At 65.7% G+C, this 21,382-nt stretch carries 22 protein-coding genes and 1 tRNA gene; 15 read left to right on the forward strand and 8 right to left on the reverse strand.

Annotated features, from left to right (window positions below; translation table 11 throughout):
* Window positions 1-42 precede the first annotated feature (42 nt).
* Window positions 43-129, reverse strand: a tRNA-Leu gene (locus tag ACT7B3_RS03505).
* Window positions 130-350: 221 nt separating this feature from the next.
* Here ACT7B3_RS03505 and rnr point away from each other — a divergent pair.
* The 9 genes from rnr (at window position 351) to ACT7B3_RS03550 (ending at window position 8,093) form a co-directional block, all read left to right on the forward strand.
* Entirely contained in the window at window positions 351-2,747 is a 2,397-nt protein-coding gene (gene rnr, locus ACT7B3_RS03510) for a ribonuclease R (RefSeq protein ID WP_444678349.1), read from the forward strand.
* Between the two features lie 107 nt (window positions 2,748-2,854).
* Entirely contained in the window at window positions 2,855-3,580 is a 726-nt protein-coding gene (rlmB, locus tag ACT7B3_RS03515; protein WP_445158836.1) for a 23S rRNA (guanosine(2251)-2'-O)-methyltransferase RlmB, read from the forward strand.
* 158 nt (window positions 3,581-3,738) lie between these two features.
* A complete protein-coding gene (rpsF, locus tag ACT7B3_RS03520) occupies window positions 3,739-4,122 on the forward strand; it encodes a 30S ribosomal protein S6 (RefSeq protein WP_444678347.1) in 384 nt (127 codons plus the stop codon).
* Window positions 4,123-4,145: 23 nt separating this feature from the next.
* Entirely contained in the window at window positions 4,146-4,373 is a 228-nt protein-coding gene (gene rpsR / locus ACT7B3_RS03525) for a 30S ribosomal protein S18 (RefSeq protein ID WP_010629658.1), read from the forward strand.
* A gap of 12 nt (window positions 4,374-4,385) precedes the next feature.
* Entirely contained in the window at window positions 4,386-5,240 is an 855-nt protein-coding gene (locus tag ACT7B3_RS03530) for a hypothetical protein (protein ID WP_444678346.1), read from the forward strand.
* A 15-nt stretch (window positions 5,241-5,255) separates the two neighbouring features.
* Entirely contained in the window at window positions 5,256-5,702 is a 447-nt protein-coding gene (rplI, locus tag ACT7B3_RS03535) for a 50S ribosomal protein L9 (protein WP_444678345.1), read from the forward strand.
* A gap of 201 nt (window positions 5,703-5,903) precedes the next feature.
* Window positions 5,904-7,292 (forward strand): replicative DNA helicase, encoded by a 1,389-nt coding sequence (gene dnaB / locus ACT7B3_RS03540; RefSeq protein ID WP_444678344.1) that lies wholly within the window; start codon window positions 5,904-5,906, stop codon window positions 7,290-7,292.
* A 72-nt stretch (window positions 7,293-7,364) separates the two neighbouring features.
* Window positions 7,365-7,658, forward strand: a complete 294-nt coding sequence (locus tag ACT7B3_RS03545) for a hypothetical protein (protein WP_444678343.1) — start codon at window positions 7,365-7,367, stop codon at window positions 7,656-7,658.
* Between the two features lie 132 nt (window positions 7,659-7,790).
* Window positions 7,791-8,093, forward strand: coding sequence for a DUF6482 family protein (locus ACT7B3_RS03550; RefSeq protein WP_444678342.1), 303 nt, complete (start codon window positions 7,791-7,793; stop codon window positions 8,091-8,093).
* Between the two features lie 158 nt (window positions 8,094-8,251).
* On the opposite strand, the gene ACT7B3_RS03555 is transcribed toward ACT7B3_RS03550, so the two are convergent.
* On the reverse strand, window positions 8,252-8,527 hold the full coding sequence (locus ACT7B3_RS03555; RefSeq protein WP_445156866.1) for a thiol-disulfide oxidoreductase DCC family protein: 276 nt from the start codon (window positions 8,525-8,527) through the stop codon (window positions 8,252-8,254).
* A gap of 131 nt (window positions 8,528-8,658) precedes the next feature.
* On the opposite strand from ACT7B3_RS03555, the gene hemH reads away from it, so the two are divergent.
* Window positions 8,659-9,747 (forward strand): ferrochelatase, encoded by a 1,089-nt coding sequence (gene hemH, locus ACT7B3_RS03560; protein WP_445156867.1) that lies wholly within the window; start codon window positions 8,659-8,661, stop codon window positions 9,745-9,747.
* 88 nt (window positions 9,748-9,835) lie between these two features.
* Here hemH and ACT7B3_RS03565 read toward each other — a convergent pair whose 3' ends face one another.
* The 6 genes from ACT7B3_RS03565 to ACT7B3_RS03590 are packed head-to-tail and all read right to left on the reverse strand — an operon-like array spanning window position 9,836 to window position 15,738.
* Window positions 9,836-10,270 carry a Na+/H+ antiporter subunit G gene (locus ACT7B3_RS03565; RefSeq protein ID WP_444678341.1) on the reverse strand — a complete coding sequence of 145 codons (435 nt, stop codon included), beginning with the start codon at window positions 10,268-10,270 and terminating at the stop codon, window positions 9,836-9,838.
* A 12-nt stretch (window positions 10,271-10,282) separates the two neighbouring features.
* Window positions 10,283-10,552 (reverse strand): K+/H+ antiporter subunit F, encoded by a 270-nt coding sequence (locus ACT7B3_RS03570; protein ID WP_444678340.1) that lies wholly within the window; start codon window positions 10,550-10,552, stop codon window positions 10,283-10,285.
* Window positions 10,546-11,043 carry a Na+/H+ antiporter subunit E gene (locus tag ACT7B3_RS03575; protein ID WP_445156868.1) on the reverse strand — a complete coding sequence of 166 codons (498 nt, stop codon included), beginning with the start codon at window positions 11,041-11,043 and terminating at the stop codon, window positions 10,546-10,548. Before ACT7B3_RS03575 ends, ACT7B3_RS03570 begins: the two co-directional genes overlap by 7 nt.
* On the reverse strand, window positions 11,040-12,590 hold the full coding sequence (locus ACT7B3_RS03580) for a monovalent cation/H+ antiporter subunit D (RefSeq protein WP_445158837.1): 1,551 nt from the start codon (window positions 12,588-12,590) through the stop codon (window positions 11,040-11,042). The genes ACT7B3_RS03575 and ACT7B3_RS03580 overlap by 4 nt, the downstream gene beginning before the upstream one ends.
* Window positions 12,587-12,928 carry a Na+/H+ antiporter subunit C gene (locus ACT7B3_RS03585; RefSeq protein WP_445158838.1) on the reverse strand — a complete coding sequence of 114 codons (342 nt, stop codon included), beginning with the start codon at window positions 12,926-12,928 and terminating at the stop codon, window positions 12,587-12,589. The genes ACT7B3_RS03580 and ACT7B3_RS03585 overlap by 4 nt, the downstream gene beginning before the upstream one ends.
* Complete coding sequence (locus tag ACT7B3_RS03590) at window positions 12,928-15,738, reverse strand: monovalent cation/H+ antiporter subunit A (protein ID WP_445156869.1); 2,811 nt, start codon at window positions 15,736-15,738, stop codon at window positions 12,928-12,930. Before ACT7B3_RS03590 ends, ACT7B3_RS03585 begins: the two co-directional genes overlap by 1 nt.
* 449 nt (window positions 15,739-16,187) lie before the next feature.
* On the opposite strand from ACT7B3_RS03590, the gene ACT7B3_RS03595 reads away from it, so the two are divergent.
* Genes ACT7B3_RS03595 through ACT7B3_RS03615 form a run of 5 tightly spaced genes read left to right on the forward strand, consistent with a single transcriptional unit; the run spans window position 16,188 to window position 21,382 of the window.
* On the forward strand, window positions 16,188-18,518 hold the full coding sequence (locus ACT7B3_RS03595) for a putative monovalent cation/H+ antiporter subunit A (protein WP_445156870.1): 2,331 nt from the start codon (window positions 16,188-16,190) through the stop codon (window positions 18,516-18,518).
* Entirely contained in the window at window positions 18,511-18,942 is a 432-nt protein-coding gene (locus ACT7B3_RS03600; RefSeq protein ID WP_444678338.1) for a Na+/H+ antiporter subunit B, read from the forward strand. The genes ACT7B3_RS03595 and ACT7B3_RS03600 overlap by 8 nt, the downstream gene beginning before the upstream one ends.
* A gap of 51 nt (window positions 18,943-18,993) precedes the next feature.
* On the forward strand, window positions 18,994-19,341 hold the full coding sequence (locus ACT7B3_RS03605; RefSeq protein ID WP_445156871.1) for a Na+/H+ antiporter subunit C: 348 nt from the start codon (window positions 18,994-18,996) through the stop codon (window positions 19,339-19,341).
* Window positions 19,338-20,912, forward strand: a complete 1,575-nt coding sequence (locus ACT7B3_RS03610) for a Na+/H+ antiporter subunit D (RefSeq protein WP_445156872.1) — start codon at window positions 19,338-19,340, stop codon at window positions 20,910-20,912. Before ACT7B3_RS03605 ends, ACT7B3_RS03610 begins: the two co-directional genes overlap by 4 nt.
* A complete protein-coding gene (locus ACT7B3_RS03615; protein ID WP_444678337.1) occupies window positions 20,909-21,382 on the forward strand; it encodes a Na+/H+ antiporter subunit E in 474 nt (157 codons plus the stop codon). The genes ACT7B3_RS03610 and ACT7B3_RS03615 overlap by 4 nt, the downstream gene beginning before the upstream one ends.

Below are 21,382 nucleotides of genomic sequence, written 5' to 3' on the forward strand. Positions count from 1 at the left end.
AGAGCGTGGGTGCCTACCCGACCAGACCCTCGAAGAGAGCGATGGTGCCCAGAAGAGGACTTGAACCTCCACGTCCGTAAGGACACTAGCACCTGAAGCTAGCGCGTCTACCAATTCCGCCATCTGGGCAGGCGACGCGTATCTTACCCAATTTATGGCCCAATGCAAGCGTGTCGCTGTGCATGAGCAGAATTTTCGCCCGGGATCGGTGTTGCCACGGTTGGGTGGAGCCTGCTCCAGCGCTATACTGCCGGCATGACAAACGACTTCATTAGCAACACCCTACGTACGCGGCCCTCTGCCCGCGCCTTTCCCGTGACGCTGCTCCCGTTTCCAAGGATGCCTTACGCATGACTCACTGGACGCTCAGCGACGACCCCCATGCCAGCCGTGAGGCCCACAAGTACGACAATCCGGCTCCCAGCCGAGAGTACCTGCTGGCGCGCCTGGAAGAGTACGGCAAGCCGATCACCCACGAGAAGATGAGCCGCATGCTGGGCCTCGACGACGAGGACCTGCAGGAGGCGGTGCGCCGCCGCCTGGCGGCCATGGAGCGTGACGGTCAGGTGCTGCGCAACCGCGCCGGCGCCTATGCGCTGATCGACAAGCTCGACCTCATCAAGGGCAAGGTGCTGGGCCATCGTGACGGCTTCGGCTTCGTGCTGCGCGACGACGGCAAGAAGCCCGACCTGGTGCTGCCGCCACGGCAGATGCGCCGGGTCTTCCACGGCGACTACGTGCTGGTGCGTGTCAGCGGGCGCGACCGTCGCGGCCGCGACGAGGCCACCATTGCCGAGGTGCTGGCGCGCAACACCCAGACCATCGTCGGCGTCTATCGCGAGAACACCCCCGAATTCGGCGTGCTGATTCCGGAGAATCCGCGCATTACCCAGGAGGTGATCATCCCGCACAGCGCCTGTGGCGGTGCGCGCGACGGCCAGGTGGTGTCGGCCCGGGTCGTGCAGCAGCCCGAGACGCGCGTACAGCCGGTAGGCGAGGTGGTCGAGGTGCTCGGCGAGCGCATGGACCCGGGGATGGAGATCGACATCGCCATCCGCAGCTACGAGATTCCCGCCGAGTTCCCGCCGGAAGTGCACGACCAGATCGCCGAGATGTCCGCCGAAGTGGTCGAGCAGGACAAGCAGCACCGCGTCGACCTGCGCGACATTCCGCTCGTCACCATCGACGGCGAGGACGCCAAGGACTTCGACGACGCGGTGTGCGCCTGGAAGACCAAGTCCGGCAGCTGGAAGCTGATCGTCGCCATTGCCGACGTCTCGCACTACGTGCGCCCCGGCAGCGCGCTGGACGAAGAAGCGATTCGGCGCGGCAACTCGGTCTATTTCCCCGGGCAGGTGGTGCCGATGCTGCCCGAGCTGCTCTCCAACGGCCTGTGTTCGCTCAACCCCCACGTTGACCGCCTGGCCATGGTCTGCGAGATGAACATCTCGAAGCAGGGCGTGATCAGCCGCTACCGCTTCTATGAGGCGGTGTTCCGCTCCCATGCGCGGCTGACCTACAACAAGGTGGCGGCGATCCTCGAAGGCGAGGATGCCGAGGCGGATGCGCTGCGTGAAGAGTACCGCGACCTGGTCAAGCCGCTGCAGGGGCTGCATGAGCTCTACAAGGTGCTGCGTCAGGCCCGCGAGGAGCGCGGCGCCATCGACTTCGAGACCACCGAGACGGCAATCCTGTTCAACGAGGAACGCAAGATCGAGAAGATCGTGCCGCGCACGCGCAACGATGCCCACAAGCTGATCGAGGAGTGCATGTTGGCGGCCAACGTGGCCACCGCCCGCTTCCTCGACAAGCACGACCTGCCGGCGCTCTACCGCATCCACGAGCGCCCCTCGCCGGAGCGGCTCGACAAGCTGCGCCTGTTCCTCAACGAGCTGGGGCTTGCGGTGGGTGGCGGCGACGAACCGACGCCGCAGGACTACCAGACCCTGGCCGAGGCGATTCGCGGCCGGCCGGATGCCGACGTAATCCAGACCGTGATGTTGCGCTCGATGAGCCAGGCGGTCTACTCGCCGCAGAACGAAGGGCACTTCGGCCTGGCCTATCCGGCCTATGCCCACTTCACCTCGCCGATTCGCCGCTATCCCGACCTGCTGGTGCACCGCGCCATCCGCTCGGTGATCCGCGGGCCGCGTCAGACCAATACCGTACTGCGCGTCGAAGGGGCGCCGGTCGAGCCGCCCAGCAAGTGGTGTCCTTACACCTTCGAGCAGATGCTCGAGCTCGGCGAGCACTGCTCGATGACCGAGCGGCGCGCCGACGATGCCACCCGAGACGTCGAGGACTGGCTAAAGTGCGAGTTCATGTCCGACAAGCTCGGCGAGGTCTATGAAGGCACCATCGCCTCGGTGACGCAGTTCGGCATCTTCGTGCGCCTCGATGAGGTCTATGTCGAGGGCCTGGTTCACGTCACCTCGCTGCCCTCGGACTATTATCACTACGAGCCCGAAAAGCACCGCCTCAAGGGTGAGCGCACCGGCATGAGTTATCGGCTCGGCGACGGTGTCACCGTTCAGGTGGCGCGCGTCGACCTCGAGGAGCGCAAGATCGACTTCGTGCTCGAAGACGAGAAGCCGCGGCCCAAGCGCCAACCGCGCAAACGGCGCGGCGACGGCGAGGCGGGCGTCACGCTCGACGCCGCGGCGCCGAAGAGTGCGGCGGATGAAGGCGAGCGCGGCAAGGGCGGCAAGCGTCGCCGCGGGCCGCGTCGGTCGAGGTCGCGCGGCTGATGGCTCAGGGACGCAGCAAGGAGAGGTCGCGAGCACAGGGCAGGGGGGCACCGCGGCGCAAGCCGGAGCTGCCCGGTGTCCCAGGCGGCCTCGATGCCGTGTTCGGCGTGCATGCGGTGCGCGCCCTGCTGGACCGCGGTGAAACGGTCAGGGTGCTGTGGGTGCAGGAGGGTGAGGCGCAGCAGCGCCTGGGCGACCTCGTCGAGGCGGCACGCAGGGGCGGCGCGCGCGTGGAGCCGCACCCGCGCGACGATCTCGATCGCTTGGCGCAAGAGGCCTCGCACCAGGGCGTCATCGCCTTCGCCGCACCGCTCGCCTGCGAAAGCGAAGCGGCGCTGTGGTTCAAGCTCGAAGCCTGGCCCCACGCCGCGCCGCCGCTGCTGCTGGTGCTCGATGGCGTCACCGACGTGCATAACTTCGGCGCCTGCCTGCGCAGCGCTGATGCCGCCGGCGTGCATGGGGTGATCGTGCCCAAGGACAAGGCCGCGCCGCTCAACGCCACGGTGCGCAAGGTGGCCTGCGGCGCCGCCGAGAGCGTGCCGGTCTATCAGGTGACTAACCTGGCCCGTGCCCTGGCCCGGCTCAAGGCGTACGGAGTGTGGATCACCGGCACCGCTGGCGAGGCCGAATCCCTGCTCTATGCCGCCGATTTCTGCGGCCCCACCGCACTGGTGATGGGCGCCGAGGGCAAGGGCATGCGCCGGCTCACGCGTGAAGCCTGCGATGGGCTGGTCAAGCTGCCCATGGCCGGCAGCGTTTCCAGTCTCAACGTCTCGGTGGCCACCGGCATCTGCCTGTTCGAGGCGGTGCGTCAGCGCGGCGGTGTCCGCTGAGCCGCCGCTTGGGTTGCGCCTTGCAAGTCGCGCCTCGGCTCACTAGAATGCATGCGCCCGTTCCTGTGTGAGCGGGCGTTGCCATTTCGACTATCACCTCCTTGCTTCCCCGGGGTCCTCGACCTCATGCGGAAGCTGCCAACCCGAAAGGAGATCCCATGCGTCATTACGAAATCGTGTTCATGGTCCACCCGGACCAGAGCGAGCAAGTGCCGTCCATGGTTGAGCGTTACTCCAGCATCGTCACCGAAAGCGGTGGCACCGTGCATCGTCTGGAGGACTGGGGCCGCCGTCACCTGGCCTACCCGATCAACAAGATCCACAAGGCTCACTACGTGCTGATGAACGTCGAGTGCAGCGGCGAGGTTCTCGAGGAGATCGAGAACATCTTCCGCTTCAACGACGCCATCATTCGCAGCCTGGTGGTGCGCTGCAAGGAAGCCATCACCGAAGCTTCGCCGATGATGAAGCCGGCAGACGACAAGCGAGCGCGTCGCGAAGAGCGTCCGCGCTCTGAAGAAGAAACTGCCGAAGCCCACTGATCGCACGTACCGAGGAGTCTCCCATGGCACGCTTTTTCCGTCGCCGCAAGTTTTGCCGTTTCACCGCTGAAGGCGTGAAGCAGATCGACTACAAGGATCTGGATACGCTCAAGGCCTACATCACCGAGACCGGCAAGATCGTACCCAGCCGTATCACCGGTACCAAGGCCCGTTACCAGCGTCAGCTGGCGACTGCCATCAAGCGCGCGCGCTACCTGGCCCTGCTGCCCTACACCGACAGCCACCAGTAAGCCGCCGACTCGATGCTGCCGATTGCTCGATGGCTGATGCGCGGCACGCCCTACGCCGTTGGCGGGGCGGCGCTGGCCGCGGTCATCCCCTGGCTGTTCTGGCTCAGTGGCGCCATCGTGGCCCTGGTCACACTGCGCCGCGGCCTGTCGCCGGCGCTGCCGGTGCTGGTGGCCGCGGCGGTACCGGCCGGCTGGTGGTGGACCCAGGGTGACGCCATTCCGCTGGCCAGCGTGCTGCTGGTCACGCTTATGGGCGTGGTGCTGCGCTCGCGCACGCGCTGGAGCGAGGCGCTGATCGTCGGCACCCTGGCCGCGGCGGCCATGATCCAGCTCGGCGTTTTCGTGCCGCCAGGCGGAACCGGTCCGCTGCTGGAACAGCTGCGCCAAGGCTCGACCGAGATCGACCGCATGCTGACCGAGCTCGGCCGCCAGGGTTTCGACACTGAGGAGCTGGCGACGCTGCTGATCGGCGGCGTCACCGGGCTGATCGTGCTGCTGGCCGCCATCGGCTGTCTGGCCCTGGCGCGCAGCTGGCAGGCCGGGCTTTACAATCCCGGCGGCTTCCGCGAGGAGTTCCACGCGCTGCGCCTGGTGCCGCGTGAACTTGGCCTGCTGGTCCTGCTCGGCGTGGTGGGCATGGTGCTGGGGCTGCCGTCGCTCTCTATGCTGGCCTGGGTGCCGCTGCTGGTGGCCGGTATTGCCCTGGTGCACGGCTTCATCGGGCTAAAAGGTATGAACGGGCTGTGGCTGATCGTGTTCTACGTACTGCTGATCACCACCTGGCCCATGATTCTGATCGTGCTGCTGGCGGCCTTTATCGACGTGTTCGTGGATTTCCGCGGCCGTCTGGCCTCTCGCAGCGACTGACACGAGGTTAACGAGATGGAAGTCATTCTGCTCGACAACATTGGCAAGCTGGGCGGCCTGGGCGACAAGGTTGCCGTCAAGGCTGGCTACGGCCGTAACTATCTGGTGCCCTACGGCCTGGCCGTGCCGGCCACCAAGGACAACCTGGAGGCCTTCGAGGCCCAGCGCGCCGAGCTCGAGGCCCAGGCCTCCGAGCGCAAGGCGATCGCCGAATCCCGCGCCGCTCAGCTGGCCGAGATCGAGCTGTCGCTGGTCGCCAAGGCCGGTGACGAAGGCAAGCTGTTCGGCTCCATCGGTCCGCGTGACCTGGCCGAAGCGCTGGGCCAGGCCGGCATCGAAGTCGCCAAGAGCGAAGTTCGCATGCCCGAAGGTCCGATTCGCCAGACCGGCGAGTACGACATCGACCTGCACCTGCATGCCGAAGTCGACGCCACCGTTCGCGTGGTCGTGGTAGCCGAGTAATTCGCTGCCGCATGCTGCGAGGGCGCGGGGGAGACCCCGCGCCCTTTCTGTGTCTGTACTACACGAATCCCCTCTCCCGACTCCCCGTTCCCTTGCCAGTTCGTCGGCGCACGAACCGGCCGCCTCAGTCATGCGCGGGCGCTAGGGTAAGCTCGGCGTTCGGGTAGAATGGCTACGCATGTTTCATCGAGGTTGCCCGCCATGAACGATACCTTCGAGCTCGACCAGGAAACCGCCGCCTTGAAGGTGCCGCCCCATTCGCTGGAAGCGGAGCAGTCGGTGCTGGGCGGCCTGATGCTCGACAACCAGGCCTGGGATACGGTATCCGAACGCCTGGTGGCCGACGACTTCTATCGCTACGAGAATCGCCTGATCTTCAATGCCATGACGGGCCTGGCCGAAGCCGGGCAGCCGCTGGATGTGGTCACGCTTTCCGAGGCGCTGGAGCGGCGCGACCACCTGGATACGGTTGGCGGACTCGCCTACTTGGCCGAGCTGGCGCGCAATACGCCTTCGGCCAGCAACATTCGCGCCTATGCCGACATCGTTCGCGAGCGGGCTACCCTGCGCAAGCTGATCCGCGCGGCCAACCAGATCGCCGACGGGGCCTTCAGCCCCCAGGGGCGGCCGGCCGACGAACTGCTCGACGAGGCGGAGCGGCTGGTGTTCCAGATCAGCGAGGAGCGCCCCAAGTCGGGCGGTCCCATCGGCATGAGCGAGCTGCTGGCCAAGGCCGTGGACCGCATCGACGAGCTGTTCAACATGAAGGGCGAGATGACCGGCCTGTCCACCGGGTTTCGCGACCTCGACGAGATGACCTCGGGGCTGCAGCCCTCCGACCTGGTGATCATCGCGGGACGCCCCTCCATGGGCAAGACCACGTTCGCCATGAACCTGGTGGAGCATGCGGTGATCGCCAGCGACCGGCCGGTCATGGTGTTTTCCATGGAGATGCCCGCCGAATCGCTGATGTTGCGCATGCTCTCCTCCCTTGGCCGCATCGACCAGACGCGGGTGCGTACCGGCCAGTTGGAAGACGAGGACTGGCCGCGCCTGACCTCGGCGGTCAACCTGCTCAAGGACAAGCAGCTGTTCATCGACGATACGGCGGCGCTGTCGCCCAACGAGATGCGCTCGCGCATCCGGCGCGTGGTGCGCGAGCACGGCAACATGGCGCTGATCATGATCGACTATCTGCAGCTGATGCAGATTCCCGGCTTCTCCGAGAACCGTACCGGCGAGATCTCGGAGATATCGCGCTCGCTCAAGGGCATGGCGAAGGAGTTCGGCTGCCCGGTAGTGGCGCTGTCGCAGCTCAACCGCTCGCTGGAGCAGCGCCCCAACAAGCGCCCGGTCATGTCGGACCTGCGCGAGTCGGGCGCCATCGAGCAGGACGCCGACCTGATCGCCTTCGTCTACCGCGATGAAGTCTACAATCCGGATAATCCCGATAACCAGGGGCTGGCCGAGCTGATCATTGGTAAGCAGCGTAACGGGCCCATCGGTACGGTGCACATGGCGTTCATCGGCCGCTATACGCGCTTTGAGGACCTGGCGCCAGACAGCTACGGTGAAGCGTTTGGGGAGTGACAATGGGGGTTGAGCCCTGCGTACGGCCCCGTATAATGCCGGGCCCCGGACGGTAGATTGCAAGGAGACAACATGGCGGGCGGATTTCGGCGCGGCAAGCGCCAACGTACACCCAAGCTCGAGGCGCGCGGCGTGCTGCAATCGCTGGAGCGGGAAGGGCCCTTCAAGGAGTGGCTGGGCATGCCGGATCTCTATCGCTTCCGGCTGATGGTCGATGGCGAAACCTACAGCTACCAGACCGAGGACGCCGAACTCACGGTGGCGGTAGGCGACCGCGTGGTATTTCGCTACAAGGAAACCAAGGCGGGGAAGTGGGTCGATCGCAACTCGCTTGGCAAGGCCATCGATCCGTCCAGCCTATCCTAGGTTTTCCCGGGTGACAGGAACCTCTCCTGCGTAGCGGTGGTCATACCAGTGTTATGCTACTGTCATGAAGCTGATATCGGGCACAGAGATACTGTGCCCGACTTGTATCAGTTGACCGTCATGGAGGGAGCCATGGAATTCAAAGATCTCAAGGCATTTGTCGGCCGCCACGACAACTTCGAAGTTCGCGTCATCACCCATACCGGCAGCCACTGCTACCAGGTGGAGCTGGAAGATGTGGAAGGGAAGCGCCACATGCTGTCTCGGCGCGGCAAGCCGGCGGTGTTCCGCTCGCTGGAGGATGTCTACCTCGAGCTGCAGCGCGCCGGCATCCACCGTGCCTATCTGGTGCAGCATGTGCCGCATGAGGAGGTGATCGGGCGCGATGCGCATTACCACGACCCGTTGACCTCACGCATGCCGCTGGTGTTTTGACCCGCGCTGCGTGATAGCTCCGACTGGCGCTATCCCTTTTCTCGCCGTCGCCTCGCAGTCATCCAGCGCCCCAGGCGCACGCGGCGGCGGGCACACAGGTAGCTGGCATCCAGCAGCGGGGCCAGGCCGGGCAGCAGGCTCAGCCTGATCAGCCAGCGCTAGCCCAGCACCGCGTACAAGGCGCGGCTGGCGTCCATTCCGATATACCACCTCCCCTGGGCATCAAGCGCATGCAGCCTGCCCATCATCTTGGTGAAGGCCGTGCCCAGCGGTGCGGCATCGAAGTCTTTCGCCCGTATATCGACGAAGAGCCCCCTGTCGCTGTGCCGCTGTGCGGTCAGCCAGTCGACCTCCTTGCGGCACAGCGGGCATCGGCCGTCATAGAACGGCGTGGCCGGGGGGGCCTGGGCGCGCAGTGTCTCGGCTCGATTCATCGTGCTCCTGGTGGGATCCACCCTGATCATTAGCTGTACAATTTTATGCGATAGTACAACTTCATTCCCGGCGACGCGACGACCCTGATAGACTAGCCGGCATGGCGACATCGACCTCAAGGAGCTCATGAATGACCACGCCTTCCCGGGACCCAGCCTCCGTCCTTCCGGACTCGGCAAGCCAGTATTGCCCGGTACATGCGCCGTCGGACCACCCCCCCGTGACACGCCCTCGCGTCGGCGTGCTGCTGGCCAATCTAGGGACGCCCGACGGCACCGATTACTGGTCGATGCGTCGTTACCTCAATGAGTTCCTCTCCGACAAGCGGGTGGTCGACTACCCCAGCTGGAAGTGGCAGCCGCTGCTGCAGCTGATCATTCTTACCCGCCGTCCGTTCAAGTCGGGCGAGGCCTACCGCGGCATCTGGAACCAGGAGCGCAACGAAAGCCCGCTGCTGACCATCACCCGCGAGCAGACCCGCAAGGTGGCAGAGTCGCTCAAGGCGCTGTACGGCGATAGGGTGATGGTCGACTTCTGCATGCGCTACGGTAACCCTTCGACCGAGAGCGTACTGCGCCGCATGCAGGCGGCCGGCTGCGATCGCATTCTCTTCTTCCCGCTCTATCCGCAGTACGCCTCGCCCACCACCGCCACCGCCAACGATCAAGCCTTCCGCACCTTGATGAAGCTGAAGTGGCAGCCGGCCATTCGCACCGTCCCGGCCTATTTCGAAGAGCCGACCTATCTCGATGCGCTGGCCGCTTCCGTGCGCGAGGCCTACGATGCGGCCGAATCCCGACCTGAAGTGCTGGTGGCGTCCTACCACGGCGTGCCCAAGCGCTTCCTGATGGAAGGCGATCCCTACCACTGCCAGTGCCAAAAGACCACGCGCCTGCTGCGCGAGCGGCTCGGCTGGAAGGAGAGCGAGGTCCAGACGGCCTTCCAGTCCCAGTTCGGGCCGGAGGAGTGGGTCGGGCCGCAAACGGTGGACCACGTGGCCGCGCTGGCGCGCCAGGGCAAGAAGCATATTGCCGTGGTGTCGCCGGCCTTCTCGTCCGACTGTGTCGAGACGCTGGAGGAGATCAACGAGGAGATCAAGGAGAGCTTCTTGCATGCGGGCGGCGAGCGCTTCACCTACGTGCCGTGCCTCAACGCTCGCGGGGACCATGTCGCGGCGCTGACTGCGATCATTCGCCGCGAGCTGTCAGGCTGGTGTTGAAAGGCTAAGATGAAACGAAGAGGCGGCCCGCAGCCATGCTGCGGGCCGCCTCTCATGCTGGCGGCAGCTCCTTGCGACAGCGGCTATATCAGCGCTGCAGCCGCGAGCGCTTGGCCTTGCGGTACTTCCACGGATGCTTGGCGCTGGCAGGACGCGCCACCCGGCTCTGGCCCACGTCCTCGTCGCGGAACTCCGGCACCGAGCCGCGGGTGCCGGTGATGAAGCGCAGATGCATGTGCAGACCTGTCTTGGCCAGCATGTGGCCGGTGACCGGCGCGGTGATGAACAGGAACAGCGTGATCAGCAGTTCCTGCACGTGGAGTTCGCGTTGGGTGATGGAAAAGTAGAGCATCGAGGCGATCAGCACGCAGCCGATGCCCAGGGTAGTGCCCTTGGTCGGCCCGTGCAGCCGCATGAAGAAATCCTTGAACTGCAGCATGCCCAGCGAACCGGTGAAGGCAAAGATGCCGCCGGCCACCAGCAGCAGGGCGATCACGGCTTCGGCAATGACGTACAGGGTCATGGCACTGTCTCCTTATTCGATGATGTCGCCGCGCAGCAAGTAGCGACAGATGGCCATGGTGCCGACGAAACCCAGCATGGCAATCAGCATCGCCGCCTCGAAGTAGGTCTTGGTATTCAGCCATAGCCCCAGCAGCACGATCAGCGCAATGGAGTTGACGTACAGGGTGTCGAGGGCCAGCAGGCGGTCGGGCACGTCGGGCCCGACGGCGAGGCGATAGACGTTCATCCCCATGGCTAGCACGATCAGGGCCAGGCTGATGAGCAGCGCGGTATCTAGCATTCGAAGATCTCCTTGAGCGGCCGCTCGTAGCGCTCGCGAATCTCGCGGATCAGCGCCTGTTCGTCGGTCATGTCCAGCACGTGGATCAGCAGCGAGGAGCCGTCCAGGCGAACGTTGGTGGAGACGGTGCCCGGCGTCATGGTGATGGTGTTGGCCAGCAGCGTGATGGTCAGGCGATCAGTGACTTCCAGCGGATACTCGACGAAGCCGGGGTGCGGCTCGCGCTTGGGCAACAGGATCAGCAGGCTCACGTGGATGTTGGCCTTGACGATGTCATACAGCACCACCAGCACGAACCAGGCCAGCTTGAGCGGATGCTTGACCCTTGGCAGCGGGTCCCAAAAATTCTGCGTCAGCAGCGGGATGACCACGGCGAGGAAGGCCCCCAGCAGCAGCTGGCCCGGCGCGATGCTGCGCACCATCAGCAGCCACACCACCAACAGGACCAGCGACAGGGTGGGCGTGGGCAGGTAGCGACCCATGGCTTTCATAGTGCCTCTCCTTGTTGGCCTTGCGGCGTCACGCGCTGGGCTGGGACCTGGGCAAGCGGATCGCCGAGCAGCTGCTGGATCGGCTCGTGGGGAGCGGCCAGCTGGGCGGCGGTGGCCTGGGTGTAACTGCTGACCGGGCCGCCGAAGATGACCAGCAGCGGGGCGGCGGCCAGTAGCCATACGACGCCGGCCAGCTGGGCGCGACTGACCTTGCCCGAGGCCACTTCGCCCTTGTAGCTGGCCCAGAAGAAGACCGAGCCGGCACGCGACATGGCGATCAGGGCGGCCAGGCTGGCCAGCAGCAGCAGCGGCCAGAGCCACAGGCGGGCCGAGCCTTCTACTGCCTGCATCAGCAGCAGCTTGCCCAGCGCGCCTGCCAGCGGCGGCAGGCCCACCGCGCCGATGGCGGCAATCAGGAACAGCCCCCCGAGCAGGAAGCGCTGGTGCAGGCGGCGGCCGCGCACCAGGCGCGTACCCGCCTTGCCGCGCTGTTGGCCGATCAGTTCGGCGATCAGGAACAGGGCGCCACAGATCAGCGTGGTATGCGGCAGGTAGTAGAGCAGGGCGGTGTTGGCTTCCGGCGTGCCCAGCGCGGTGCCGGCCAGCAGGGTGCCGACCGAGACCAGCACCAGATAGGCCACCAGCGGGCGCAGGTCACGTGCGGCGAGCACGCCAATACCGGCCAGCACGATGGTGGCCAGGCCGGACCACCACAGCCAGGCGGTGATTGCCGGGGCGGCCTCGCTGTCGATGAAGATCAGGCTCTGTACCCGCAGGATCGCGTAGAGCCCCACCTTGGTCATGATCGCGAACAGCGCCGCCACCGGCGCCGGGGCGGAGGCGTAGGTGCGCGGCAGCCAGAAGTAGAGTGGCAGCAGCGCGGCCTTGAGACTGAAGACGACGATCAGCAGCAGCGCACCGGCGGTGGCCAGGGCGGCCTGGTCGCCGGAAAGCTGGGCGACGCGGCGCGCCATGTCGGCCATGTTGAGCGTGCCGGTGGCGCCGTAGAGTACGCCGAGCGCGATCAGGAACAGCGCCGAGCCGGCCAGGTTAAGGATGACGTAGTGCAGCCCCGCCCCCACCCGCGCCTTGCCGCCGCCGTGCAGCAGTAGCGCATAGGAGGCCAACAGCAGGATCTCGAAGAACACGAACAGGTTGAACAGGTCGCCGGTCAGGAAGGCGCCGTTCAGGCCCATCAGCTGTAGATGGAAGATGCCGTGGAAGTTGCTGCCCTGCACGTCGTCGCCGGCGCAGGCGAAGAGCACGCAGCCCAGCGCCAGGAAGGCGGTAAGGATGAGCATCAGGGCGGCCAGGCGGTCGAGCATCAGCACGATGCCGAAGGGTGCCTGCCAGTTGCCGAGGGCGTAGAAGGTCAGCTCACCGCCGGCCGCCTGGCGCAGAAGCAGCAGGTTGATCACTACCAGCAGCGCGGTGATCCCGACGCTGAGGCGACGATGCGTCGCGTGGCTGGCCTTGCTGGTCAGCAGCAGGACGATGGCGCCGACCATGGGGACTAGGATGGGGAGGGCGATCAGGTGTTGCATCAGCGTACGTCTCCATCTTCGCCTTGCTGGCCGTCCACATGGTCGGAGCCAAGCTCGCCGCGGGCGCGAATCGCCAGGATCACCACGAAGGCGGTCATGGCGAAGCCGATCACGATGGCGGTCAGTACCAGCGCCTGGGGCAGCGGGTCGGTCGGGGTGATCGACTCGCCAATCACCGCGGCGGCGTGGGTGTTGAGGCCGCCGGTGGAGAACAGGAACATGTTCACGGCATAGCCGAGCAGTGCCAGGCCCACGATCACGGGGAAGGTGCGCCCGCGCAGCAGCAGGTAGATGCCGCTGGCGGTCAGAACACCCACCACGAGCGAGTAGATAGCTTCCATCAGCGTTCCTCCAGTCGCGGGCGGTCTTCGGTGGTGACACTGCCCAGGTTGACCAGGATCATCAGGGTGGCGCCGACCACCGCCAGATAGACCCCGATGTCGAAGAGCATGGCCGAGGCCAGCTCGAACTCACCGATCAGCGGGAGGTGGAAATGACCGAAGGCGGAGGTGAGGAACGGGTAGCCGAACAGCCAGCTCGCCAGACCGGTGGCCGTGGCCACGGCCAGGCCGGAGACGGCCACCGCGGAGTAGGATAGCGGCAGCCGCTCGCGGGTCCAGTCGTGGCCGCGGGCCATGTACTGCAGGATCAGCGCCACGGCGGTGATCAGGCCGGCGATGAAGCCGCCGCCGGGCTGGTTGTGGCCGCGCAGGAAGATGTATACCGACACCAGCAGCGCCAGCGGCAGCAGGATCTGGGCCACCACGGCAAGGATCAGCGGATAGCGGTGGCGCGACCAGCGAATCCCTTCCAGGTTGCCCGAAGGCTTGAACAGACGCAGGCGATTGAGCAGCTTGAAGGTGGCAAGCCCGGCCAGGGTCAGCACGGTGATTTCACCGAAGGTGTCGAAGCCGCGGAAGTCGACCAGGATGACGTTGACCACGTTGGTGCCGCCGCCGCCGGGGACCGATTCGCGCAGGAAGTAGTCGGCGATGGACAGGGTCTCGCGGGTCAGCAGGGCGTAGTTGAGCATTGCTACCGCCAGGCCCAGCGAGGCCGCCAGGAACAGGTCGCGCAGGATGCGCCGGCCCGACACCAGCAGCGGCGGGCGCTGCGGCAGGAAGAACAGCGCCAGGATCATCAGGATCATCGAGACCACTTCCACCGACAGCTGGGTGAGCGCCAGGTCCGGTGCGGAAAAGCGCACGAAGGTCAGCGACACCGTCAGGCCCACCACCGAGAGCATCAATAGCGAGACCAGGCGCCAGCGGTGGCTGAGCGCGCTGCCGATGGCGCCGAACACCATCAGCGCCGCACCCAGCACCAGGATGCCATCGACTGGCTGCACGCCGCGCTCGCCGGTCAGGTTGCCGAGCTGGGAGAGGCCGATGCCGGCCATGATCAGGGCACACAGGATCAACAGCGCCTGATAGCGCTGCAGCGAGCCGTTCTCCAGGCGCAGCGTGAGCCAGAGGGTGGCCTTGATGACGCGCAGCATGATGGCTTCGAAGAGCAGGCTGGCGTTGCGGGCCGGGAACAGCGAAGCGATGCGGGCGAAGCGGCGGTGCTGGCTGAGCACGGCCACACCCCCTGCTACCGCGGCAAGGCTCATGATCAGCGGCAGGTTGATGCCGTGCCACAGAGCCAGCGTGAACAGCGGGGTGGTATCGCCCTGAACGGCCAGGCTGGCGGCATGCACCAGCGGGGCGGCCAGGGTCATCGGGAACAGGCCCACCAGCAGACTCATGGCGGCAAGGAACAGGCCGGGCAGCAGCATGCCGCGCGCCGGGTCGTGGACCTTCATCGGCGGCAGCGCCTTCTGCTCGCGGGTCAGCTTGGGGGCGGCAAAGAACAGGCTGTAGACCAGGCGCATAGAGTAGGCCACCGAGAGCGTGGCGCCCACCATGACCAGCAGCGGGATCAGGGTGCTGAGCGCGCCGAACACGTCGTTGACCAGGCTCTGCTCGAACAGCATCTCCTTGGACAGGAAGCCGTTGAATGGCGGAAAGCCCGCCATGGCAGCGCCGGCCAGCAGGGTCATGGTGCCGGTCAGCGGCATCATCGACCACAGTGCGCCGAGGCGGTCGATGTCGCGGGTGCCGGTCTCGTGGTCGATGATCCCCACGCTCATGAACAGCGCCGCCTTGAAGGTGGCGTGGTTGAGGATGTGGAAAACCGCGGCGACAATGGCCAGCGGGCTGCCGAGACCCAGCAGCAGGGTGATCAGGCCCAGGTGGCTGACCGTGGAAAAGGCCAGGATGCCCTTAAGGTCGCGTTCGAGCAGGGCGAACCAGGCGGCGTACATCAGCGTGGCCAGGCCCACCAGGGAGAGCGTGATGGCCCACAGCGGGGTATCGCCCAGCGCCGGATTGAGCCGCGCCAGCAGAAACACGCCGGCCTTGACCATGGTGGCGGAGTGCAGGAACGCGGAGACCGGCGTCGGTGCGGCCATGGCGTGGGGCAGCCAGAAGTGAAACGGGAACTGCGCCGACTTGGTGAAGGCGCCGAACAGCACCAGCGCCACGATCAGCGGATAGTTCGCCGAGGCGCGAATGGTGTCGCCAGCGGCCAGCACGTCGCCCAGCGCATAGCTGCCGGCGGCCTGGCCAAGCAGCAGCAGGCCGGCCAGCAGGGCCAGGCCGCCGGCGCCGGTCACGGTCAGCGCCATCCGGGCGCCGCGGCGGGCATCGCTGCGATGCCCCCAGAAGCCGATCAGCAGGAACGAGGAGATGCTGGTCAGCTCCCAGAACAGCCACAGCAGGATCAGGTTGTCGGCCATCACGATGCCGATCATGGCGGTCATGAACAGCATCATGTAGGAGAGGAAGCGGCCGTCGTCCTCCTCCTTGGAGAGATAGTGCCCGGCATAAAACAGGATCAGGCTGCCGATGCCGAGGATGAGCAGGGCGAACAGCAGGGTCAGCCCGTCGATGCGCAGGGCGAGGTCGAGGCCCAGCAGCGGCATCCAGGACAGCCGCAGGCTGACGACGTTGCCGCCGATCACCTCGGGGGCATGCAGCAAGGCGATGCCCAGCGCCAGCAGCGGGGCGATCAGCGTGGCCGAGACGCATTTCTTGCGGCCATGGCGGGACGTCATCACCGGCACCAGGGTGCCGATGATGGTAAGTAGGGGTATCCACAGCAGCGACATGGGTGATTCGTCCATTCTGGTGGCGAGTCGGCGTCGAATCGCCACGTCACCGAAGGGGCGTGGCGTTGCTGCGCCTGTGACCACTAGGCTTAGTTGGAGCGATCGCAAGATCGACAGCGGGCCGTTGGAGGCGACGATGAAGAGACGGCAGAAAATCGTTATACTACAAGCCGTTTCGCTCAGGCTTCGGGGCTTGCCATTGCCAGCTGCGGCGCCGAGTTTAAAACTTTTGCGATGCAATAAACAGCCTGGCGAGGCGCTGTAGACTCATACCTTGGGCGTATCTTCTGCTAAAGAAGTGGCAATTGATCCAAGGCAAAAAATGCCCCGCTCGTGCGGGGCGAAACGACGCTGCCCAGTGGCGGCGGAATGATCTTGACGAGCTCGAAGCCCCTTGGTGGTAGCGCTGAGGGCGGCTCGGCACAGGAAAAGGGATTAGGGAGCTGCTGATGCAACTAGCCGTGCTGTCGGGTTTCGTGCTGGCCGCCTTTGCGCCCCTGCTGCATCGCTGGTTCGGCGAGCGAACCAGCTTCGTGCTGGCGGCCTTTCCGGCGCTGCTGGCGCTAGGATTCATGGTCCAGCTGCCGGCGGTGATGGCGGGTGATACGCTGCACTTCGCGCTGGAGTGGGTGCCTTCGCTGGGCATGAGCCTGACCTTCGTACTCGATGGCCTGTCGCTGCTGTTCGCCCTGCTGATCACGGTGATCGGCACCTTCGTGCTGATCTACGCGGGGGGCTACCTGCGCGGGCATCCCGACCTGGTGCGCTTCCATATCGTTATTCTGGCCTTCATGGTCTCGATGCTGGGGCTGGTGCTGGCCGATGGCCTGCTGACGCTGTTCGTGTTCTGGGAGCTGACCAGCATCACCTCCTACCTGCTGATTGGCTTCAGCCACGCCGACATCGAGGCGCGCAAGTCGGCGCGCCAGGGCTTGTTCGTGACCTTCGCCGGAGGCCTGGCGCTGATGGCCGGGCTGGCTATGCTGGGCGTCGCCGGCGGCAGCTGGTCGCTCAGTGAGCTCAACGGCATGGGCGACGTGCTGCGTGAGCACGATCTCTACCTGCCGCTGCTGCTCTGCCTGCTGCTGGGCGCCTTCACCAAGTCGGCACAGTTCCCGTTTCACTTCTGGCTGCCCAACGCCATGGCCGCGCCCACGCCGGTCTCCGCGTTCCTGCACTCGGCCACCATGGTCAAGGCCGGCATCTACCTGATGGCGCGGCTGCAGCCGAGTCTGGGAGGCACCGAGGCATGGGTCGGCATCCTGACGGTGGTGGGGGCGCTGACGATGTTTACCGGGGCCTTCCTGGCCATCCGCCATACCAATATCAAGAAGCTGCTGGCGTACTCCACGATCATGGCGCTGGGCACCCTGACCATGCTGCTGGGCATCGGCACCGAAGGGGCGCTGATCGCCTTCGTCACCTTCCTGCTCGCGCACTCGCTCTACAAGGGGGCGCTGTTCATGGTGGCGGGGATTCTCGATCACGAGACCGGCACCAAGGACGTCACGGCCATGGGCGGGCTGCGACCGCTGATGCCGGTCACGGCCATCGTGGCGCTGATCGCCGCGCTGTCGCTGGCCGGGGCACCGCCGCTGTTCGGCTTCATTGCCAAGGAGCTGATGTTCGAGGCGGCGCTGGAAGCGGAGGTCTATGGCCTGCTGGTGCTGCTGCTGGCCTTCCTGTCGGCGTTTCTCACCATCGCCGTGGCCGCCATCGTCTCGCTGCGGCCGTTCTTCGGCGAGCGTCGGGCCACGCCCAAAGTGGCCCACGAGGCGCCGCTGTCGATGCTGCTGGGGCCGGGCGTGCTGGCGGTGCTGTCGCTGCTGCTGGGGCTGCTGCCGGTCATGGCCGGCATGGGCGTGCTGACTGCCGCGGCCTCGGCGGTGATGGGCGAGCCGGTGACCGTCTACCTGTCGCTGTGGCATGGCATCAACCTGCCGCTGGTCATGTCACTGCTCAGCCTCGGGCTCGGCTTCCTGCTGTTCAAGCGCTGGGACCGCGTGCGTGCGCACCTGGCCAGGCTCGATCCGCTGATGGCCCGCGGCCCGGAAGCGGGGTACGAGGCTTTCATGCACGGGGTCACGGTGGTGTCCGACTGGCAGACCCGCATTCTGCAGAACGGCTACATGCGCAACTACATCATGGTCATGGTGCTGGTGGTGATCGCCCTGGTGGGCAATTCGCTGCTGCTGCGCCATCCGTTGCAGATCGCCTTCGAGCTCGACGTGCGCTTCCATGAGGTGGTGGTGGTCACCATGATGGTGATGGGGGCGCTGTTTGCCGCCATCGCGCGGTCGCGGCTGGGCGCGGTGGTGTCGGTGGGCATCATGGGTTTCTCCATCGCGCTGACCTTCATCCTGTTCAGTGCCCCCGACCTGGGCATCACCCAGCTGCTGGTGGAGACGCTGACGGTGATCCTGCTGGTGCTGGTGCTGTTCCGCCTGCCGCGCTTCGCCAGCCTGTCCACGCCTGTCGAGCGGGTGCGCGACATCCTGGTGGCGGGCGCCTTGGGCGTACTGGTCACGCTGCTGATCCTGACGGCCTGGGGCGTGGACCAGTTCGTGCCGATCTCCGACTACATGATCGAGCAGAGCGTGCCGCTCGCCCATGGTCGCAACATCGTCAACGTGATTCTGGTGGACTACCGGGCGCTGGACACCCTGGGTGAGATCTTCGTGCTGGCGCTGGCCGCCATCGGCGTGATCGCCATGCTCAAGCTGCGGGCGCCGGTGAGGCCGGCCAGGGCGATCCCGGAAAAGGAGACGAAGGATGGTTAAGTCCGGCACCCTGATCCTGCACACGGCAGCGCGTATCCTGATGCCGCTGCAGCTGCTGTTTTCGGTGTTCCTGCTGCTGCGCGGCCACGATGAGCCGGGCGGCGGCTTCATCGCCGGGCTGGTGGCGGCGGGCGCCTTCACCCTCTACCTGTTCGCCTTCGGCGTCTCGGCCACCCGCGAGGTGCTGCGCATGGTCGATCCGCGCGACCTGATCGGCATGGGGCTGCTGCTGGGCATGATCTCGGTGTTCCCCGCCTGGTTCGTTGGCCAGCCGTTTCTCACCGCGCAGTGGTGGACCCTGCCCGGCGTCGACTTCTATGCCTCGACGCCGCTGATCTTCGATATCGGCGTCTACCTGGCCGTACTGGGGTCGGTGCTGGCCATGGTCATGACGCTGATGGAGGTGGACAAGGATGAGCCATGAACGCCTCGGCGCCCGCCGCGCCGTTTTGCCAATTCGCCCGGGAGGTTCGCCATGGAGCCGGTAATGGCCGTGTCCATCGGCCTGATGTATGCGGCCGCCATCTTCCTCATGCTGCGTCGTTCGATCGTCAAGCTGGTGATCGGGCTGATGCTGCTGTCGAATGCCGCCAACCTGCTGATCTTCACCTCGGCCGGCATGACCCGCGGCGCGCCGCCGCTGATCCCCGAGGGGCTCGCCGCCCCGCTGGGGGCGGTCGCCGACCCGCTGCCCCAGGCCGTGGTGCTGACCGCCATCGTGATCGCCTTCGGCGTGCTGGCCTTCGCCGTGGTGCTGATTCGCCGTGCCTACGAGATCGTCAAGGCCGATGACCTGGACAAGATGAAGGATACCGACACGTGAGGCCTGAAGTTGCTCTGCCCGTTCTTCTGCCGCTGCTGTCGGGAGCCATCTCGCTGCTGTTCTGGCGCTCGCGGCCCATGCAGCGCTTCGTGGCGGTGGTCGGCAATGCGGCGCTGCTCGGCGTGGCGCTGTGGCTGCTGGCATCCGTCAGCCAGGATGGCTACGTGGTCATCCAGATGGGCGGCTGGGAGGCGCCGATCGGCATCACCCTGATCGCCGACACCCTGAGCGCGGTCATGGTGGTGCTGACCGGCATCATCGGCCTGGCGCTGGCCATCTACGCTCTGGCCTCGAACGGTCCCGGCCACGAGCGCTTCGGCTACTATCCGCTGATGCACCTGCTGCTGGCCGGTGTGGCCGGCGCCTTCCTCACCGGCGACATCTTCAACCTGTACGTGTGGTTCGAGGTGATGCTGGTGGCCTCCTTTGCGCTGCTCATCCTGGGCGGCGAGAAGGCGCAGATGGAGGGCGCGATCAAGTATGTGACCCTCAACCTGCTGGCTTCGGTCATCTTCCTCACCGCGATCGGCCTGACCTACGGCATGGTCGGCACGCTCAACATGGCCGACATCGCCCAGCGCCTGGCGGTGGCCGAGCACCAGGGTATGGTCGAGGTGCTGGCGGTGATGTACATGATCGCCTTCGGCATCAAGGCGGCGGCGTTTCCCCTGTTCTTCTGGCTGCCTGCCTCCTATCACACCCCGCCGGTGGCGGTCTCCGCCCTGTTTGCCGGGCTGCTCACCAAGGTCGGCGTCTACGCGCTGTTCCGCGTGTTCACGCTGATGTTCGACCAGACCATGGGCTACACCCAGGATTTGCTGCTGTGGGGTGCGGCGCTCACTATGGTGACCGGCGTGCTGGGAGCGGCGGCGCAGTTCGAATTCAGGCGCATCCTGTCGTTCCATATCGTCAGCCAGATCGGCTACATGATCCTGGGGCTCGCTCTCTACACGCCGCTGGCCATCGCCGGCGGGGTGTTCGCGGTGATGCACAACATCATCGTCAAGACCAATCTGTTCCTGATCAGCGGCATCACTCGGCGCCTGCAGGGCACCTACGAGCTGAAGAAAATGGGCGGGCTCTACCGCGAACGGCCCTGGCTGTCGGTCGCCTTTTTCCTTTCCGCCTTCTCGCTGGCCGGGATACCGCCACTGTCGGGCTTCTTCGCCAAGTTCGTCATCGTGCGCGCCGGCATCGAGGCCGAGGCCTATGTGGTTACGGCGGTGGCGCTCGCGGTCGGCCTGCTGACCCTCTATTCGATGGTGAAGATCTGGAACGAGGTATTCTGGAAGACCCTGCCGGAGGACAACCTGGTGCCGGCCGAGGAAACCGTGATCGGCGACGACAGCCGCATGGTGCCGCCGAGCCTGTGGTTGATGTACCTGCCGGTGGCGGTGCTGGCGCTGTTTGCGCTGCTGATCGGCGTGTTTGCCGAGCCGCTGATGGGGATGATGAACCAGATCGGTGACCAGCTGATGCACCCGCAGGGCTATATTGAGGCGGTGCTGGGCAGCGTGGGTGGGGTGGAAGATGCATTCATTGAGCCCCTGGAACAGGAGGAGTGGCCATGACAGGCGCGATCTGGAACCTGCTGCTGGCGCTGGCCTGGGTCATCCTGTCCGGTGACTTCTCGGGCCTGAACCTGGTGGTCGGCCTGGTCTTCGGCTATATCACCCTGGTCCTGATCGAGCCCCAGGTCGAGGCGCTCGCCGGCTACCCGGCTCGAATACCGAGGATCCTCGGCTTCATCGGCTTCTTCATCAAGGAGCTGGTCCAGGCCAACCTGCGCGTCGGCTTCGACATCCTGACTCCGCCCTGGCACATGAAGCCCGGCGTGATCGCCATGCCGCTGGAGGCGCGCACCGAGCTGGAGATCACCATGGTGGCCAACCTGATCTCGCTGACGCCGGGCACGCTGAGCCTGGACGTGTCCGACGACCGCCGGGTGCTCTACATCCATGCCATGTTCCTTGACGACGAAGAGGAGCTCAGGCGCAACCTCAAGGAGATGGAGTCCCGTGCCCTTGCGCTGTTCCGCTGA

Source organism: Halomonas sp. E14 (assembly GCF_052568415.1).